At 60.3% G+C, this 16990-nt stretch carries 15 protein-coding genes; 6 read left to right on the forward strand and 9 right to left on the reverse strand.

The window, feature by feature from the left end; all coding sequences use genetic code 11:
• Positions 1–5 precede the first annotated feature (5 nt).
• A complete protein-coding gene (locus C8K63_RS13835) occupies positions 6–1679 on the reverse strand; it encodes a bifunctional diguanylate cyclase/phosphodiesterase (protein WP_108217217.1) in 1674 nt (557 codons plus the stop codon).
• 264 nt (positions 1680–1943) lie between these two features.
• On the opposite strand from C8K63_RS13835, the gene rep reads away from it, so the two are divergent.
• Together rep and C8K63_RS13845 are read left to right on the forward strand one after the other, a co-directional pair.
• Positions 1944–3953, forward strand: a complete 2010-nt coding sequence (gene rep / locus C8K63_RS13840; RefSeq protein WP_108217218.1) for a DNA helicase Rep — start codon at positions 1944–1946, stop codon at positions 3951–3953.
• Positions 3954–4008: 55 nt separating this feature from the next.
• On the forward strand, positions 4009–4581 hold the full coding sequence (locus tag C8K63_RS13845) for a xanthine phosphoribosyltransferase (RefSeq protein ID WP_108217256.1): 573 nt from the start codon (positions 4009–4011) through the stop codon (positions 4579–4581).
• Between the two features lie 104 nt (positions 4582–4685).
• Here C8K63_RS13845 and C8K63_RS13850 read toward each other — a convergent pair whose 3' ends face one another.
• The 6 genes from C8K63_RS13850 to dadA form a co-directional block, all read right to left on the reverse strand.
• Positions 4686–6617 carry an acetyl-CoA hydrolase/transferase C-terminal domain-containing protein gene (locus tag C8K63_RS13850; RefSeq protein ID WP_108217219.1) on the reverse strand — a complete coding sequence of 644 codons (1932 nt, stop codon included), beginning with the start codon at positions 6615–6617 and terminating at the stop codon, positions 4686–4688.
• A 249-nt stretch (positions 6618–6866) separates the two neighbouring features.
• Positions 6867–7289 carry a cytochrome c5 family protein gene (locus C8K63_RS13855; RefSeq protein WP_108217220.1) on the reverse strand — a complete coding sequence of 141 codons (423 nt, stop codon included), beginning with the start codon at positions 7287–7289 and terminating at the stop codon, positions 6867–6869.
• Between the two features lie 182 nt (positions 7290–7471).
• The gene (locus tag C8K63_RS13860) at positions 7472–8020 is read right to left on the reverse strand and encodes a cupin domain-containing protein (protein WP_108217221.1); all 549 of its coding nucleotides are present in this window, start codon (positions 8018–8020) and stop codon (positions 7472–7474) included.
• Positions 8021–8148: 128 nt separating this feature from the next.
• Entirely contained in the window at positions 8149–9222 is a 1074-nt protein-coding gene (alr, locus tag C8K63_RS13865; protein WP_108217222.1) for an alanine racemase, read from the reverse strand.
• Between the two features lie 97 nt (positions 9223–9319).
• Positions 9320–9673 (reverse strand): RidA family protein, encoded by a 354-nt coding sequence (locus C8K63_RS13870; protein WP_108217223.1) that lies wholly within the window; start codon positions 9671–9673, stop codon positions 9320–9322.
• Complete coding sequence (gene dadA, locus C8K63_RS13875; RefSeq protein WP_108217257.1) at positions 9645–10949, reverse strand: D-amino acid dehydrogenase; 1305 nt, start codon at positions 10947–10949, stop codon at positions 9645–9647. The genes C8K63_RS13870 and dadA overlap by 29 nt, the downstream gene beginning before the upstream one ends.
• A 157-nt stretch (positions 10950–11106) precedes the next feature.
• On the opposite strand from dadA, the gene C8K63_RS13880 reads away from it, so the two are divergent.
• Positions 11107–11595 (forward strand): Lrp/AsnC ligand binding domain-containing protein, encoded by a 489-nt coding sequence (locus C8K63_RS13880; protein WP_007975155.1) that lies wholly within the window; start codon positions 11107–11109, stop codon positions 11593–11595.
• Between the two features lie 45 nt (positions 11596–11640).
• Here the strand turns inward: C8K63_RS13880 and C8K63_RS13885 are convergent, their stop codons facing one another.
• Positions 11641–11994: a YkgJ family cysteine cluster protein gene (locus tag C8K63_RS13885; RefSeq protein WP_108217224.1), complete on the reverse strand. Its 354-nt coding sequence runs from the start codon at positions 11992–11994 to the stop codon at positions 11641–11643.
• A 147-nt stretch (positions 11995–12141) separates the two neighbouring features.
• Between C8K63_RS13885 and C8K63_RS13890 the strand changes: the two genes are divergently transcribed.
• On the forward strand, positions 12142–13449 hold the full coding sequence (locus C8K63_RS13890) for an FAD-binding oxidoreductase (RefSeq protein WP_108217225.1): 1308 nt from the start codon (positions 12142–12144) through the stop codon (positions 13447–13449).
• Positions 13450–13481: 32 nt separating this feature from the next.
• On the opposite strand, the gene C8K63_RS13895 is transcribed toward C8K63_RS13890, so the two are convergent.
• Positions 13482–13727 carry a DUF1127 domain-containing protein gene (locus C8K63_RS13895; RefSeq protein ID WP_108217226.1) on the reverse strand — a complete coding sequence of 82 codons (246 nt, stop codon included), beginning with the start codon at positions 13725–13727 and terminating at the stop codon, positions 13482–13484.
• Between the two features lie 179 nt (positions 13728–13906).
• On the opposite strand from C8K63_RS13895, the gene C8K63_RS13900 reads away from it, so the two are divergent.
• Together C8K63_RS13900 and C8K63_RS13905 are read left to right on the forward strand one after the other, a co-directional pair.
• Positions 13907–15340 carry a PLP-dependent aminotransferase family protein gene (locus C8K63_RS13900; protein ID WP_108217227.1) on the forward strand — a complete coding sequence of 478 codons (1434 nt, stop codon included), beginning with the start codon at positions 13907–13909 and terminating at the stop codon, positions 15338–15340.
• 60 nt (positions 15341–15400) lie between these two features.
• Entirely contained in the window at positions 15401–16975 is a 1575-nt protein-coding gene (locus tag C8K63_RS13905; RefSeq protein ID WP_108217228.1) for a phospholipase D family protein, read from the forward strand.
• Positions 16976–16990 lie beyond the last annotated feature (15 nt).

A 16990-nucleotide genomic window follows, 5' to 3' on the forward strand; every position in this document is an offset into this window, starting at 1 on the left:
GGTTTTTAACTCACGATTTCCAGCATCGACTGCTGATTGCTGCCAAACATCAGATACTCCACCAGCTCAGCCAACGGCAATGGCTTGCTGATCAAATATCCCTGCACTTGATCGCATTCAAACCCGCGCAGCAGATCCAGTTGCTCCGGCGTTTCCACACCTTCGGCGACCACCTCAAGGTTGAGGTTGTGCGCCAGGTTGATCATCGCGTGGACCAGCTTGCGGTTTTCCTCACGCTGTTCCATGCCGCCGACAAAGCTCTTGTCGATCTTCAGCAAGGTGATCGGCAGGCTGTTGAGGTGCACGAAGGACGAGAAACCGGTGCCGAAGTCGTCGAGGGAGAAGCGCACACCGAGACGCCCTAGAGCGTCCATGGTCTGCTTGACCAGATCGCTGCGGCGCATCACCGCGGTTTCGGTCAGTTCGAATTCCAGCCACTGCGCCTCGACGCCACGCTCGGCAATCAGGCGACTCAGGGTCGAAAGCAACTGACTGTCCTGGAACTGCCGGAACGACAGGTTGATTGCCATGTGCAACGGCGGCAAACCCAGCTCAAGCAGCGCCTGCATGTCGCGCAAGGCCCGGGAAATCACCCAGTAGCCCAGCGGCACGATCAGACCGCTTTGCTCAGCCAGCGGAACGAATTCGCTCGGTGCTAGCAAGCCGCGCTCGGCATGGCGCCAGCGCACCAGGGCTTCGAGGCCGACGATTTGCCCGTCTGCGAGGTTCAGCCGTGGCTGGTAGTGCAGCTCCAGCTCATCGCGGCGCAGTGCCCGGCGCAGCTCGGTTTCGAGGTCGGCGATGCTGCGGGCATTGCGGTTGATGCGTTCGTTGAAAATGTGAAAGGTGCAGCCCTGGGTGCTTTTGGCCTGCTGCATGGCGATATGTGCATGCCACATCAGCGGATCCGCATCGGTCTGGGCCCGGGCGTAGGCTATGCCCAGGCTGGAACCGATCAGCAGGCTTTCGCCGTCGACCCAATAAGGCTCGGCCAATGCTTCGCTGATGCGTTCGGCCATCCACTCGGCACGCTGGGGAGCGCGACGGGTGTCGATCAGCAAAGCGAATTCATCGCTGCCCAGGCGTGCCAGTTGATCGCCGGCCTCGAGCTGGTTCTTGAGCCGCGCCACCACTTGCAGAATCAAACGGTCACCGGCCTGATGGCCAAGGGCATCGTTGGCATAACGAAAGTTGTCGAGGTCGAGATGACCGAGGGCCAGGCCGCGCCCGTCGTTTTCCGCCAGCCGCGCGGTCAGCAGGGTCTGGAAGCCCTGGCGATTGGCGATACCCGTGAGCGGATCTTGCTCGGCCAGGCGTTGCAGAGTGTTTTCCAGGACGCCACGCTCGCGCACATGACGCAGGCAGCGGCGCAACATGCCGGTATCGAGCATATCGCGCACCAGCCAGTCACTCACACCGTCGGGCGGGGTCAGCGGCTCATGGTCGAGCAGCAACACCGTCGGCAGGCTGCAACGGCCCGGCGCCGGTTGAAGTTGCGGGATGGTCAATAACACCGCGCTGCGGTTGTCATCGAACAGGCTGCTGACCGACTCCCAACTCGGCGCACTGATGAGCACGGCCGAGTTCCCCATAGGAGCCAGACACTCGCGCAACAACGCTGCCCACGCTGGCTCTTCAGCCAGTAGCAGCAAACGCAAGGGTTCGACAGGCGTAGACAAGCTAGCTCCCTAGACTCTGCAAAGATGTAGGCGACGGGCATTATGCCGTTCCGATGACTAATGACAATGACATCAGTTATCAAATCGGGCCCTTTGCATCTGGAATTACGAACATTAGCCGCAAATTCATTACGCATCCTGCGTGAAAGTAACAAAACCGGCAATTACAGATAGCGTGGTACGTCACAAGTCGGACAGAGCAGCACAATTCGCTGAGCCTGTTAAAATGCCGGCCCATTTTGTGACTGACTCCTGAATTTACCTATGTCCCGACTCAATCCCCGGCAGCAAGAAGCCGTGAGCTACGTCGGCGGCCCTCTTTTGGTGCTCGCCGGCGCCGGCTCCGGCAAGACCAGCGTGATCACGCGCAAAATCGCGCACCTGATCCAGAACTGCGGCATTCGCGCCCAGTACATCGTCGCCATGACCTTTACCAACAAGGCTGCCCGCGAGATGAAGGAACGGGTTGGCACTCTGCTGCGTGCCGGTGAAGGTCGTGGGTTGACGGTCTGCACGTTCCACAACCTGGGCCTGAACATCATCCGCAAGGAACACGTGCGGCTGGGCTACAAACCGGGCTTCTCGATCTTCGACGAGACTGACGTCAAAGCCCTGATGACCGACATCATGCAGAAGGAATACTCGGGCGACGACGGCGTCGACGAGATCAAGAACATGATTGGCGCCTGGAAAAACGACCTGATCCTGCCGGCCCAGGCCCTGGAAAACGCGCGTAATCCCAAGGAGCAGACTGCCGCCATCGTCTACACCCACTATCAGCGCACGCTCAAGGCGTTCAACGCAGTGGACTTCGACGACCTGATCCTGCTGCCGGTGAAGCTGTTCGAAGAGCACGCCGACATCCTGGAAAAGTGGCAGAACAAGGTGCGCTACCTGCTGGTCGATGAATACCAGGACACCAACGCCAGCCAGTACCTGCTGGTGAAAATGCTCATCGGCAAACGCAACCAGTTCACCGTAGTAGGTGACGACGACCAGTCGATCTACGCCTGGCGTGGTGCCCGCCCGGAAAACCTGATGTTGCTCAAGGAAGATTACCCGTCCTTGAAAGTGGTGATGCTGGAGCAGAATTACCGCTCCACCAGCCGCATCCTGCGTTGCGCCAACGTGCTGATTTCGAACAACCCCCACGAGTTCGAAAAGCAGCTATGGAGTGAAATGGGTCACGGCGACGAGATCCGCGTGATCCGCTGCCGCAACGAGGACGCCGAGGCCGAGCGCGTGGCCATGGAAATCCTCAGCCTGCACTTGCGCACCGACCGTCCGTACAGCGATTTCGCGATCCTCTATCGCGGCAACTACCAGGCCAAGCTGATCGAGCTGAAGTTGCAGCATCATCAGGTGCCGTATCGCCTGTCTGGCGGCAACAGCTTTTTCGGACGTCAGGAAGTAAAAGACCTGATGGCCTACTTCCGCCTGATCGTGAACCCGGACGACGACAACGCCTTCCTGCGGGTGATCAACGTTCCGCGCCGCGAGATCGGCTCGACCACGCTGGAGAAGCTGGGCAACTACGCCACCGAGCGCAAGATATCGATGTACGCCGCCACCGACGAAATGGGTTTGGGCGAGCATCTGGACTCGCGCTTCACCGATCGTCTGTCGCGCTTCAAACGCTTCATGGACAGGGTGCGCGAGCAGTGCGCCGGCGAAGACCCGATCTCGGCCCTGCGCAGCATGGTCATGGACATCGACTATGAAAACTGGCTGCGCACCAACAGCTCCAGCGACAAGGCCGCCGACTACCGCATGGGTAACGTCTGGTTCCTGATCGAAGCGTTGAAGAACACCCTGGAGAAAGACGAAGAAGGCGAGATGACCGTCGAGGACGCCATCGGCAAACTCGTGCTGCGCGACATGCTGGAGCGTCAGCAGGAAGAGGAAGACGGCGCCGAAGGCGTGCAGATGATGACCTTGCATGCCTCCAAGGGCCTGGAATTCCCCTACGTGTTCATCATGGGCATGGAAGAGGAAATCCTCCCGCACCGCTCCAGCATCGAAGCTGACACCATCGAAGAAGAACGTCGTCTGGCCTACGTGGGCATTACCCGCGCGCGCCAGACCCTGGCCTTCACCTTCGCCGCCAAGCGCAAGCAGTACGGCGAGATCATCGATTGCGCGCCGAGCCGTTTCCTCGATGAGCTGCCGCCGGACGATCTGGCCTGGGAAGGTAACGACGACACACCGACCGAAGTCAAAGCCGTGCGCGGCAACAACGCATTGGCGGATATACGCGCGATGTTAAAGCGCTAGAATTGACCACTTTTACATGACCTTCGGCGCACAGGCGCCAAAAGAGGACCGCTTCATGGAAGCCCTGCACAAGAAAATTCGCGAAGAAGGCATCGTGCTTTCCGACCAGGTCCTGAAAGTCGACGCCTTTCTGAACCACCAGATCGACCCGGCCCTGATGAAGCTGATCGGCGACGAATTCGCCACGCTGTTCAAGGATTCGGGCATCACCAAGATCGTCACCATCGAAGCCTCGGGCATCGCGCCGGCGATCATGACCGGCCTGAACCTCGGCGTGCCGGTGATTTTCGCGCGCAAGCACCAGTCCCTGACCCTGACCGAAAACCTGTTGTCGGCAACCGTGTACTCGTTCACCAAGCAGACCGAAAGCACCGTCGCGATATCCCCGCGCCACCTGACCAGCAGCGACCGCGTGCTGATCATCGATGACTTCCTGGCCAACGGTAAGGCGTCCCAGGCGCTGATTTCGATCATCAAACAGGCCGGCGCTACCGTTGCCGGTTTGGGGATCGTGATCGAGAAGTCATTCCAGGGTGGCCGTGCGGAACTGGACTCGCAGGGTTATCGCGTAGAGTCCCTGGCTCGGGTGAAATCGCTGGCTGGCGGCCTTGTGACCTTCATCGAATAACCCCACACCGCAATCCCCCTGTAGGAGCTGGCTTGCCAGCGAAGAGGCCATCACATCCAACATCTTTGTTGTTTGTCACATCGCCTTCGCTGGCAAGCCAGCTCCTACAAGGGAGCGCGTGCAGTGGCTTTCAGGCCGGTGAGTAGCAGGCGTTGGAACAGGTCTTCTTTCAGGCCTTCCGGGTTTGTAAGCTGCATCCGCGCCAGGTGTTCGGGGAATGTTGAGGCTTGCGGCGCATCCAACGCTGCCTTGCCCAACTCCAGCACCTCGCTCAGCTTGAATTTGCTCTTGAGCCAGTTCAGCGCCCGCAACAGATCGCGCTCGACCTCGGTGAAATCGCAGCCCAGCGGATACTCCGGAAACAGCTGCGGATGCCGCGCCTGAATCGCCTGCAAACGCTGCGGACTGTTATCGGTAAAGCGCGGATCGAGACGGAAGTCCCTGGGCAATTTGCCGACTTTCTGCGCCTGCTCGATCAATCCCGATTGAAAACGCGAGTCGCTGATATTGAGCAAGGCCTCGATCACTGCCGCGTCGGTTTTGCCGCGAAGATCGGCGATGCCGTATTCGGTGACCACGATGTCCCGCAAGTGCCGGGGAATCGTGCAGTGACCATACTCCCAGACGATGTTCGAGCTGACCTCGCCGCCGGACTCGCGCCAGCTGCGCAGCAGCAACACCGATCGCGCGCCTTGCAGCGCATGGCCCTGAACCACGAAGTTGTACTGCCCGCCTACGCCGCTGAGCACACGTCCGTCTTCGAGCTGATCCGCCACGGCGGCCCCCAGCAACGTCACGGTGAAGGCCGTGTTGATGAACCTCGCATCGAGGCGCTGCAAGCGTTTGAGTTCTTCCTGGCCGTACAGCTCGTTGATGTAGCTGATGCGGGTCATGTTGAATTCGAGCCGCTTGTTTTGCGGCAATTCGCGCAAGCGTTCGTAGTAGCTGCGCGGACCGAGGAAGAAACCGCCGTGCACCGAGATACCATCGGTTTGTGCCGCCTCGTCGAGGGTGCCGGCATTCGCCTGCTGTTGGGTCGCCACGTCCGGGTAGACCTTGCGCCGCACGATCCCGGCATCCGCCAGCACCAGCAAACCGTTGACGAACATTTCGCTGCAGCCATACAGGCCTTTGGCGAAGGGGCCGATGCCGCCTTCGCGCTCGATCAGTTGTGCCCAATGGCTGAGCTCTACGTCTGCCAGCAAAGCCCTGTATTCGTCATTGTCGGCTTGCCGTACCAGCAGCGCCGCCGTCAGCGCATCACCCATGGAACCGATGCCAATCTGCAAGGTGCCGCCGTCACGCACCAGAGTGCTGGCGTGCAGGCCGATGAAGTGGTCCTGACACCCCACCGGCATGTTCGGCGTGGAAAACAGTGTGGTGTTGTCCTTCTCATCGATCAACAGGTCAAAAGTGTCGATGCCGAGTTCCGCATCGCCGGGCATGTAGGGCAGATCGTCGTGCACCTGCCCGACCATCAGGATGGTTTCTCCCGTAGCGCGGCGCTTGGCGATCATCGGCAACAGGTCGAGGGTGATGTCCGGGTTGCAGCTCAGGCTCAAGCGGTCGGAATGCTCGGCATGGCTGGCCACCAATTGCGCCACCAGATTCAACCCGGCGGCATTGATGTCCCGCGCCGCATGGCTGTAATTGCTGCTGACGTAATCCTGTTGCGCCGTGGCACTGTTGAGCAGGCTGCCAGGCTGCATGAAGAACTGCTGGATGTGGATGTTGCCCGGCAGACCATCGCGGCGCAGGTCGGCGAGAAATTCCAGCTCCGGATAGTCGCCGAAGACCCGTTCGACAAAGGGTTCGAGAAAGCGCTTTTGCAATCCATCGCCCAAGGGCGGGCGCCCCAGGCACAACGCGGTGTAGATCGTCAGCCGTCGTTCGGGTGACTGTGCGATTCGCCGATACAGCGCGTTGACGAAGTGATTGGGTTTGCCCAACCCCAGAGGCAGGCCCATGTGGATATGCGCCGGCAACCGTGCCAAGACGTCATCGACTGCCTGTTCGATAGAGCACAACTGAACCATCGGGTCCTCCCTCACGTTCCATGGATTGGGGTTGGTCCGAGCTTGCCGGGTCTTTGCCGCAATGAACAGCCCTGTAGGAGCGAGCTCGCTCGCGAAGGATTCACAGACGCCGCGGGGTATCAGGTTTGCCGCATTATCGTTGGCGACCATCGCGAGCAAGCTCGCTCCTACAGGGATCAGCGGCGTTTATCGAGATTGCAGGCACAAAAAAGCCGCTCGAAAGCGGCTTTCCAGCAGCAAGACCCAGGCTTATTTCAGGCCGGACATCTTCTGGATGGCGCCTTTGAGCTCGGCGTCGGAGCAATCGGCGCAGGTGCCTTTAGGCGGCATCGAGTTAATACCGGTAATGGCTTTGGCCAGGATGCCGTCGAGGCCGCCCTGGTGATCGGCACGTTCTTTCCAGGCGGCGGCATCACCGATTTTCGGTGCGCCCAACAGGCCTGAACCGTGGCAAGCGTTGCAATGTTTTGCAATCACTTCATCCGGGGTTTTCGCACCGCCACCGCCGCCAGCGGCAGTGGCCACTTCCATCCCTTTGCACTCTTTACCCTGAACACAAACCTGGCCGACTGGCTCAAGGCGTTTGGCGATTTCGTCGTTGGTCGCAGCTTGAGCGCTGACACTGACAGCCCATAGGGCCAGTACGGTTGCTGGTGCAGCCAGCATTTTCATAATTAGGTTCACGCGTTCACCCTCAATGGTGGCTAGTCACGCCTACGGCCACGGTTCGCAGGCGGGCGCAAGTATAGCGGTAAGCCCGTCGCACTGAAACAACCCCAAAGTCGGAGGGGTCTTAGGCCGCGACGGAAAAACAGCCCGGGCGCCTCTGCGATGCTGGCAGGACGCCTCTTTTCTTAGAAGTTCGCCGGCGTGGCTGCGCTGATTAGTCGCGCTGGCACATCGAACGGATTACGGAAACGGTGTGGCTTGGTACTTTCAAAGTAGTAGCTATCGCCGGCTTCGAGGACAAAAGTTTCGAGACCGACCACCAGTTCCAGTCTTCCTTCGACCAGGATGCCGGTTTCCTCACCCTCATGGGTGAGCATCTCGTCACCGGTGTCGGCGCCTGGCGGATAGATTTCATTGAGGAATGCGATCGCCCGGCTCGGATGGGCACGCCCGACCAGTTTCATGGTCACCGCGCCATCGGAAATATCGATCAGCTCGTTGGCCTTGTAGACGATCTGAGTCGGTTTTTCCTGCAGGATTTCTTCGGAAAAGAACTCGACCATGGACATGGGAATCCCGCCCAGCACCTTGCGCAGCGAACTGATCGAAGGGCTCACGCTGTTCTTTTCGATCATCGAAATCGTGCTGTTGGTGACCCCTGCCCGTTTGGCGAGCTCACGCTGGGAAAGGCCTTTGAGCCTACGGATGGATTGCAGTCGTTCACCGACGTCCAAAGCTTGCGCCTCCAGGATTCAAAATTGTTGGAATAGTGAGCGTTATCATGGCGACAGCGTTCAGTATTTACAACACTTTGACCTGAATCCTGTTCAGCGAGGCGACTTCCGGTCTGGAGCTTCGGGCACTAAGCCCCGGAATAGAGCAGTGGCACTCGGCGCAGGTTGCAGAATATCTGGTATGGAATCGTGCCGGCAGCCATGGCCACATCACTGGCGAGGATGTTTTTGCCCCACAATTCGACGGTCGAACCGAGGCCGGCCTGCGGCACATCGGTCAGGTCGATGCAGAGCATGTCCATCGATACCCGGCCAATCAGCTGGCCACGCTGACCAGCCACCAACACCGGCGTGCCGGTCGGTGCCGAACGCGGGTAGCCATCGGCGTACCCCATGGCCACGACGCCAATGCGCATCGGTTTGGGGGTGATGAATCTGGCGCCGTAACCGACGGGCTCGCCGGCCGGCAGTTCACGCACGCTGATCACTTTCGATTCCAGGGTCATGACCGGTTGCAGGCGCGCAGCCACTTCATTGGCTTCTTCGAAGGGCGTGGCGCCATAGAGCATGATGCCCGGGCGCACCCAATCGCTTGGAATCTGCGGCCAACCGAGCACCGCCGGCGAATTGCGCAGGCTGATCTCGGCGTCCAGGCCATTGCGCGCGGCCTCGAACACCGCAACCTGGTCGGCGCTGGATTGCTCGTGCAGTTCATCGGCACGCGCAAAGTGGCTCATCAACACCACTTTCGCGACCTTGCCGCTGGCCAGCAGCCGTTGATAGGCAGCCTGATAATCCGCCGGATGCAGGCCAACCCGGTGCATGCCCGAGTCAAGCTTGAGCCACACCGTGATCGGCTTGCTCAACACCGCTTTCTCGATGGCTTCGAGTTGCCACAGCGAATGCACCACGCACCAGAAATCATGCTCGACGATCAGTGCCAGCTCGTCGGCTTCGAAAAAACCTTCCAGTAGCAGGATCGGCGCACGAATGCCCGCCGCCCGCAGCTCCAACGCCTCTTCGATGCAGGCCACGGCAAACCCGTCCGCCTCGGCTTCCAGCGCCTGGGCGCAACGCACCGCGCCATGGCCATAGGCATCGGCCTTGATCACCGCGAGAGCTTTGGCCCCCGTGAGTTCACGGGCGATTTGGTAGTTGTGACGCAGGGCTTGAAGGTCGATCAGGGCACGGGCAGGACGCATGGCGGCAGACTTCTGGTCGGGTTATCGGGAAGAAAAACCGGCGCTGGCTGACGGCGTGAACCGCCAGCAGCACCGGGAGAGGGATCTGTCTGAAAGCTTATGGCAGAGCGGCTACAACCGACAGCTCGACCAGAATTTGCGGTTCGCACAATTTCGATTCAACCGTGGCACGAGCCGGGGCGACGCCTTTTGGCAGCCACTTGTCCCACACCGCGTTCATGCCTTCGAAATGCGCGTCGATGTCTTTCAGGTAAATCGTCACCGACAACAGATTGTGCTTGTCGGTGCCCGCCAGATCGAGCAAACGCTCAATGTTGGCGAGGGCTTCACGGGTCTGCTGTTCAATCCCGGCGTTCATGTCATCGCCGACCTGTCCGGCCAGGTAAACCGTGCCGTTATGGGTGACGATCTGACTCATGCGCTCATTGGTGAGCTGGCGCTGGACTGACATGCTTTGCAGGCTCCTGGGTTTTGTTGTCATAACGGGAAATATCGAGGCCTTCGGCGCTGATCTGTGGCTTTTTCTTCGCCATCAGGTCAGCCAGCAAGCGACCGGAGCCACAGGCCATGGTCCAACCCAGCGTGCCGTGACCAGTGTTCAGGAACAGGTTCTTGAACTTTGTTCCGCCGACAATCGGCGTGCCGTCCGGAGTGGTCGGACGCAGGCCGGTCCAGAAGCTGGCCTCGGCCAGATTGCCGCCCTGAGGATAAAGGTCGTTGACGATCATCTCCAGGGTTTCGCGCCGGCGCGGGTTCAGCGACAGGTCAAAACCGGCAATTTCAGCCATGCCGCCGACGCGGATGCGGTTGTCGAAACGGGTGATCGCGACCTTGTAGGTCTCGTCGAGAATGGTCGAAGTCGGGGCCATCGCCGGGTTGGTGATCGGCACGGTCAGGGAATAGCCCTTGAGCGGGTACACCGGCGCCTTGATCCCCAGCGGCTTGAGCAGTTGCGGCGAGTAGCTGCCGAGGGCCAGCACGTAGCGGTCGGCGGTTTCCAGCTTGCCGTCGATCCACACGCCGTTGATGCGATCACCGGCGAAGTCGAGGCGCTGAATGTCCTGGTCGAAACGGAATTGCACACCGAGGTTTGCGGCCATTTCTGCAAGCTTGGTGGTGAACATCTGGCAGTCGCCAGTCTGGTCGTTCGGCAGGCGCAGGGCACCGGCGAGGATGTCCGTGACGCTGGCCAGCGCCGGCTCGACGCGGGCAATACCGTCGCGGTCGAGCAGCTCGAACGGCACGCCGGACTCTTTCAGCACGGCGATGTCTTTCGCCGCGCCGTCGAGCTGGGCCTGAGTGCGGAACAACTGGGTAGTACCGAGGCTGCGGCCTTCGTAGGCGATGCCGGTTTCGGCACGCAGTTCATCGAGGCAGTCACGGCTGTACTCGGACAGGCGAACCATGCGTTCCTTGTTCACCGCGTAACGGCTGGCGGTGCAGTTGCGCAGCATCTGTGCCATCCACAGGTACTGGTCGATGTCGGCAGTGGCCTTGATCGCCAGCGGCGCATGGCGCTGCAACAGCCACTTGATGGCCTTGAGCGGCACACCCGGCGCGGCCCACGGCGAGGCATAACCCGGCGAGACCTGCCCGGCGTTGGCGAAACTGGTCTCCATGGCAGCAGCCGGCTGCCGGTCGACCACCACCACTTCGAACCCGGCACGGGCCAGATAATAAGCACTGGTGGTACCGATGACGCCGCTACCCAAGACCATGACGCGCATTTTCATATCCCTCATCGCGGCTAACCGCTGACGTTTGTTATTCAGAGCTTTAGATGCGCGCAGTGTAAAAAAGATCTGCCAGTGCTTTTCACTATATAAGCGCCTATATTTGGCGACAATTCTCGGCAAAAACCCTTTTCACGGAGGCGCATCCCCTATGCGTACCAACACTCAGACCAAACGTGAGCTGGACAAGATCGACCGCAACATCCTGCGGATCCTGCAAGCGGACGGGCGGATTTCCTTTACGGAGCTTGGAGAAAAGGTCGGGCTCTCGACCACGCCCTGTACTGAGCGGGTCCGGCGTCTGGAGCGCGAAGGGATCATCATGGGCTACAACGCCAGGCTCAATCCGCAGCACCTGAAGGGTAGTCTGCTGGTGTTCGTCGAGATCAGCCTGGACTACAAATCCGGCGATACTTTCGAAGAGTTCCGACGCGCGGTGCTGAAATTGCCCCATGTGTTGGAGTGCCATCTGGTGTCAGGGGATTTCGACTACCTGGTGAAAGCGCGGATCTCCGAGATGGCCTCGTACCGCAAATTGCTGGGCGACATCCTGCTCAAGCTGCCCCATGTGCGCGAGTCCAAGAGCTATATCGTGATGGAAGAGGTGAAAGAGAGCCTGACCTTGCCGATTCCGGATTGAAGATGGCGGCGCGCCTGCTCGCGAAGACAGGCGACTCGGTCTCTCTTAAACCAACACCTGCCGGTTCGATGCCATGTACTCAAACACCTGTTTCTCCACCCGTGGATGAATCAGCTCCACCGGCCCCCGCCCATTGGGGCACGGCAAGGTCTTGGTGGTGCCGAACAACCGGCAGATCAGCGGCCGCTCGTCATACACGGTGCAACCATTCGGCCCCAGATGCACACAGTTGAGCGCTTCCATGGCGGCATCCTGCTCGGCGCGGGTCTTGCGTGGCAGACGAGACATTTCTTCCGGCGAGGTGGTCACCGGCCCGCAGCAGTCATGGCAGCCGGGCACGCACTCGAATGTGGGAATCTGCTGGCGCAGGGTACGGATTGTCTGGCTGTTGCAGCTCATTGAAGCGGTGACCGATAGCGGAATAGAGCGCGATTCTGCCGCAAAAGCTCCGATCCAGACAGCACTAGCCGACCAATGTTGCCCGCCCGGAAAGGTCCGGCTTATGCTCCGTCAAGTTTTCTAAACGCAAGAACCAGGATCACGCACATGAATGCCCGTGCTCACCAGCCTGCTCTGAACCACACCGCTTCCTACTACGCCGCCAGCAGCCTGCCGCAGCCCGAACTTGCGGCGCTCAAAGGCGAAGTGCTGGCCGATGTCTGTGTGGTGGGCGGCGGGTTTTCGGGGTTGAACACGGCGCTTGAGCTGGCCGAGCGTGGCCTCAGCGTGGTGTTGCTTGAAGCCCATAAAATTGGTTGGGGTGCCAGCGGACGCAATGGCGGGCAGTTGATTCGCGGCGTCGGCCACGGCCTCGATCAATTCACCAACATTATCGGCGTCGAAGGCGTGCGGCAGATGAAACTCATGGGCCTGGAAGCCGTGGAAATCGTCCGGCAACGGGTCGAGCGCTTCCAGATCCCCTGCGACCTGACTTGGGGTTACTGCGACCTCGCCAACAAGCCCCGTGACCTTGAAGGCTTCGCCGAGGATGCCGAAGAACTTCGCAGCCTCGGCTACCGCTACGAAACCCGTTTGCTGCAAGCCAACGAGATGCACACCGTTGTCGGATCCACGCGCTATGTGGGTGGCCTGATCGACATGGGTTCGGGGCACCTGCATCCACTGAACCTGGCTCTGGGCGAAGCCGCAGCGGCACAGCGACTGGGGGTCCGGCTGTTCGAGCACTCGGCCGTGACCCGCATCGACTATGGCCCCGAGGTCAAGGTCCATGCCGCCGAGGGCTCGGTGCGCGCCAAGACCCTGGTGCTGGGTTGCAATGCCTACCTCAATAACCTCAACCCGGAACTCAGCGGCAAAATCCTGCCCGCCGGCAGCTACATCATCGCCACCGAACCACTGAGCGAAGAACAGGCTCACGCCCTGCTACCGCAGAACATGGCGGTCTGTGACCAGCGGGTGGCGCTGGACTACTACCGGCTCTCGGCGGACCGGCGCCTGCTGTTTGGCGGCGCCTGCCATTACTCGGGCCGCGACCCGAAAGACATCGCCGCGTACATGCGCCCGAAAATGCTCGAAGTCTTTCCGCAGCTGAGCGCAGTGAAGATCGATTACCAATGGGGCGGCATGATCGGCATCGGCGCCAATCGCCTGCCGCAGATCGGACGACTCAAGGACCAGCCGAACGTGTACTACGCCCAGGCCTATTCCGGCCATGGCGTGAATGCCACGCACCTGGCTGGCAAGCTACTGGCCGAAGCTATCAGCGGCCAGCACAGCGGCGGCTTCGATCTGTTTGCCAAGGTGCCGCATATCACCTTCCCCGGCGGCAAGCATTTGCGTTCGCCGTTACTGGCGTTGGGGATGTTGTGGCATCGATTGAAAGAGCTTCGCTGAATTCCATTCGCCTGTAGGGAGCGCAGTTCATCTTACAGGCGCCAGAAAGGCTTCAGCCCCTCCTCTTGCGCCCTCTCCCGCGTCAGCCCGATATCCTTGAGCTGGTCGGCCGTCAGCGCCAGCAACGCCTTGCGCGTATGCAGCCGACGCCAGAACCGGTCCCAACGACTCTGGCCGGACAAGGCATTGCGCATGCCCGCCTCCCGCATGCCGTTGTTCTGCTCTGCCGCCAGTTCCTGACTGCGTAACGTCAGCCGCACATCGCTCAAACCGTTCATCTTGGATGCTCCTGTTTACTTGGGTAGCCAGAGGTTCCATGATGCGCGGGCGGCAAAAAGCATTACAGATTCAAAGCCACTGTATTAACTCCATACAGCTTTGCCGATTCCGCCACTGAATCCTGATTTTTTCCCCGATCTGTACCGGTTATCCGAATCACCCTCATCGAGGCTGCACCATGACCCTATACGTCAACCTCGCCGAGTTGCTCGGCACGCGTATCGAACAGGGCTTCTATCGCCCCGGTGACCGACTGCCTTCGGTACGGGCGCTGAGCGTCGAGCACGGCGTCAGCCTGAGCACGGTGCAGCAGGCCTATCGGGTGCTGGAAGACAGCGGGCTGGCCATGCCACGGCCCAAGTCCGGGTACTTCGTTCCTGCCAGTCGCCAATTGCCGGATTTGCCGGCGGTCGGTCGCCCGGCCCAGCGCCCGGTGGACATCTCTCAATGGGATCAGGTGCTGGAATTGATCCGCGCCGTGCCGCGCAAAGACGTGGTGCAACTGGGCCGCGGCATGCCGGATATCACCAGTGCGACCATGAAGCCTCTGTTGCGTGACCTGGCGCGAATCAGCCGGCGGCAGGACATGCCCGGCCTGTATTACGACAACATCCACGGCAACCTCGAGCTGCGCGAACAGATCGCTCGCCTGATGCTCGATTCCGGCTGCCAACTGAGCGCCAGCGAACTGGTGGTCACCACTGGATGCCATGAAGCGCTGTCCACCAGCGTTCGCGCGATTTGCGAACCCGGCGACATTGTCGCGGTGGACTCGCCGAGCTTTCACGGCGCGATGCAGACCCTCAAGGGCCTGGGCCTGAAAGCCCTGGAAATCCCCACCGACCCGCTGACCGGCATCAGCCTCGAAGCGCTGGAACTGGCCCTGGAGCAGTGGCCGATCAAGGTCATACAGTTGACCCCCAACTGCAACAACCCGCTGGGCTACATCATGCCGGAGTCGCGCAAACGCGCGTTGTTGACGCTTGCACAACGGTTTGACGTGGCGATCATCGAGGACGATGTGTATGGCGAACTGGCCTATACCTATCCACGCCCGCGCACGATCAAATCCTTTGACGAGGACGGTCGTGTCCTGTTGTGCAGTTCGTTTTCCAAGACCCTGGCGCCGGGCCTGCGCATCGGTTGGGTCGCGCCCGGTCGCTATCTGGAACGGGTGCTGCACATGAAATACATCAGCACCGGATCCACCGCGCCACAGCCGCAGATTGCCATCGCCGAATTTCTCAAGGGCGGCCATTTCGAGCCGCATTTGCGGCGGATGCGCACGCAATACCAGCGTAATCGCGACATGATGATCGACTGGGTGACCCGCTATTTCCCGACCGGCACCCGCGCCAGTCGCCCACAAGGCAGCTTCATGCTGTGGGTCGAACTACCGGAAGGTTTCGACACCCTGAAACTGAATCGTGCACTGCACGACCAAGGCGTACAGATTGCCGTGGGCAGTATTTTTTCCGCCTCGGGCAAGTACCGCAATTGCCTGCGCATGAACTACGCTGCCAAACCAACACCGCAGATCGAAGACGCGGTGCGCAAGGTCGGTGCGACAGCGATCAAACTGCTGGCGGAAACCGATCAGCTCAGCGACTGACTTTTATTCGGGAATCAGCGTCCATATGCCTATCTGCGCCGCCAAACGGAACGATCCTACGTGAGAGTCAGACAGCCCCTGCTTGCTCTTCTGCTACTCGCCGCGTTCCTGGGCGGTTGCTCCAGCTTCGACGTTCAGCGTGTGCCGAGCCAGGCGCTGCCGGCTTCAGACTCCGCATTCGGCCGCTCGGTCCAGGCGCAAGCCGCACCCTACAACGGACAATCGGGCTTTCGCCTGCTATCGGACAGCACCGAGGCCTTCACCGCCCGTGCCGAACTGATCCGCAACGCCCAAAGCAGCCTCGACTTGCAGTACTACATCGTGCACGACGGCATCAGCACGCGCATGTTGATCGAAGAATTGCTAAAGGCCGCCGACCGGGGCGTGCGGGTGCGGGTACTGCTCGACGACACCGCCAGCGACGGCCTGGACCGCGTCATCGCCACTCTCGCCGCGCACCCGAAAATCCAGATCCGCGTGTTCAATCCGCTGAATCTTGGTCGCAGCACCGACGTGACGCGCACCGTGGGCCGGCTGTTCAATCTGTCGCAACAACATCGACGCATGCACAACAAGCTGTTGCTGGCGGACAACAGCATGGCCATCGTCGGCGGACGCAATCTGGGGGACGAGTATTACGATGCCAAGCCCAACATGAATTTCACTGACATCGACATGCTCGGTGTCGGCCCGGTCGCCGAGCAACTCGGGCACAGTTTCGACCAGTACTGGAACAGCGCCCTGAGTAAACCGATCGACGAATTCCTGTCGAGCAAACCTACTCCCCAGGACCTGGAAAACACTCGCGCCCGACTGGAAGAGTCCCTGGCGCAAACACGCAAACAGAATCACGCGCTGTACAAACACTTGATGACCTTCACCACGCACCCGCGCCTGGACATCTGGCGCCGCGAACTGATCTGGGCCTGGAGCCAGGCATTGTGGGACGCACCGAGCAAGGTACTGGCCAAGGGCGAGCCCGATCCGCGGCTGCTGCTGACCACGCAACTCGCACCTGAACTCAATAACGTCAGCAAAGAGCTGATCATGATCTCGGCCTACTTCGTTCCCGGCCAACCGGGGCTGGTGTACCTGACCGGGCGCGCCGACGCTGGCGTTTCAGTAAGTTTGCTGACCAATTCACTGCAAGCCACGGACGTACCCGCAGTACACGGTGGTTACGCGCCCTATCGCAGGGCGCTGCTGGAGCACGGCGTGAAGCTGTACGAATTGCGTCGCCAGCCGGGCGAGGGAGGCGGCAGCAGTAGCGGGTCGCATCTGTTTTCCAGCAACGCCTATTACGGCTCTGAATCCAGTCTGCACAGCAAGGCGATGATCTTCGACCAGCAGAAATCCTTTATCGGCTCGTTCAATTTCGATCCGCGCTCGGTGCTGTGGAACACCGAAGTCGGCGTGCTGGTGGACAGTCCGGAGTTGGCCGTACGGGTCCGTGAACTGGCGTTGCAGGGCATGGCACCGGCCCTGAGTTATCAGGTGGAACTGGAAAACGATCAGATCGTCTGGACCACCGAAGACGATGGAAAAATGCACACCCTGACCAAGGAGCCAGGGAGTTCGTGGCGGAGATTCAATGCGTGGCTGAGCAACACGGTTGGGCTGGAGCGGATGTTGTAGAACCCTCAAAAGATT

The organism is Pseudomonas sp. GV085 (assembly GCF_003050925.1).
Lineage (GTDB): Bacteria > Pseudomonadota > Gammaproteobacteria > Pseudomonadales > Pseudomonadaceae > Aquipseudomonas.

What these genes read in the sequence shown, in the direction of transcription:
- rep (WP_108217218.1), top strand. Translation starts at nt 1,944, where the DNA reads ATGTCCCGACTCAATCCCCGGCAGCAAGAAGCCGTGAGCTACGTCGGC.
- C8K63_RS13845 (WP_108217256.1), top strand. Translation starts at nt 4,009, where the DNA reads ATGGAAGCCCTGCACAAGAAAATTCGCGAAGAAGGCATCGTGCTTTCC.
- C8K63_RS13850 (WP_108217219.1), bottom strand. Translation starts at nt 6,617, where the DNA reads ATGGTTCAGTTGTGCTCTATCGAACAGGCAGTCGATGACGTCTTGGCA.
- C8K63_RS13855 (WP_108217220.1), bottom strand. Translation starts at nt 7,289, where the DNA reads ATGAAAATGCTGGCTGCACCAGCAACCGTACTGGCCCTATGGGCTGTC.
- alr (WP_108217222.1), bottom strand. Translation starts at nt 9,222, where the DNA reads ATGCGTCCTGCCCGTGCCCTGATCGACCTTCAAGCCCTGCGTCACAAC.
- C8K63_RS13870 (WP_108217223.1), bottom strand. Translation starts at nt 9,673, where the DNA reads ATGTCAGTCCAGCGCCAGCTCACCAATGAGCGCATGAGTCAGATCGTC.
- dadA (WP_108217257.1), bottom strand. Translation starts at nt 10,949, where the DNA reads ATGCGCGTCATGGTCTTGGGTAGCGGCGTCATCGGTACCACCAGTGCT.
- C8K63_RS13880 (WP_007975155.1), top strand. Translation starts at nt 11,107, where the DNA reads ATGCGTACCAACACTCAGACCAAACGTGAGCTGGACAAGATCGACCGC.
- C8K63_RS13885 (WP_108217224.1), bottom strand. Translation starts at nt 11,994, where the DNA reads ATGAGCTGCAACAGCCAGACAATCCGTACCCTGCGCCAGCAGATTCCC.
- C8K63_RS13890 (WP_108217225.1), top strand. Translation starts at nt 12,142, where the DNA reads ATGAATGCCCGTGCTCACCAGCCTGCTCTGAACCACACCGCTTCCTAC.
- C8K63_RS13895 (WP_108217226.1), bottom strand. Translation starts at nt 13,727, where the DNA reads ATGAACGGTTTGAGCGATGTGCGGCTGACGTTACGCAGTCAGGAACTG.
- C8K63_RS13900 (WP_108217227.1), top strand. Translation starts at nt 13,907, where the DNA reads ATGACCCTATACGTCAACCTCGCCGAGTTGCTCGGCACGCGTATCGAA.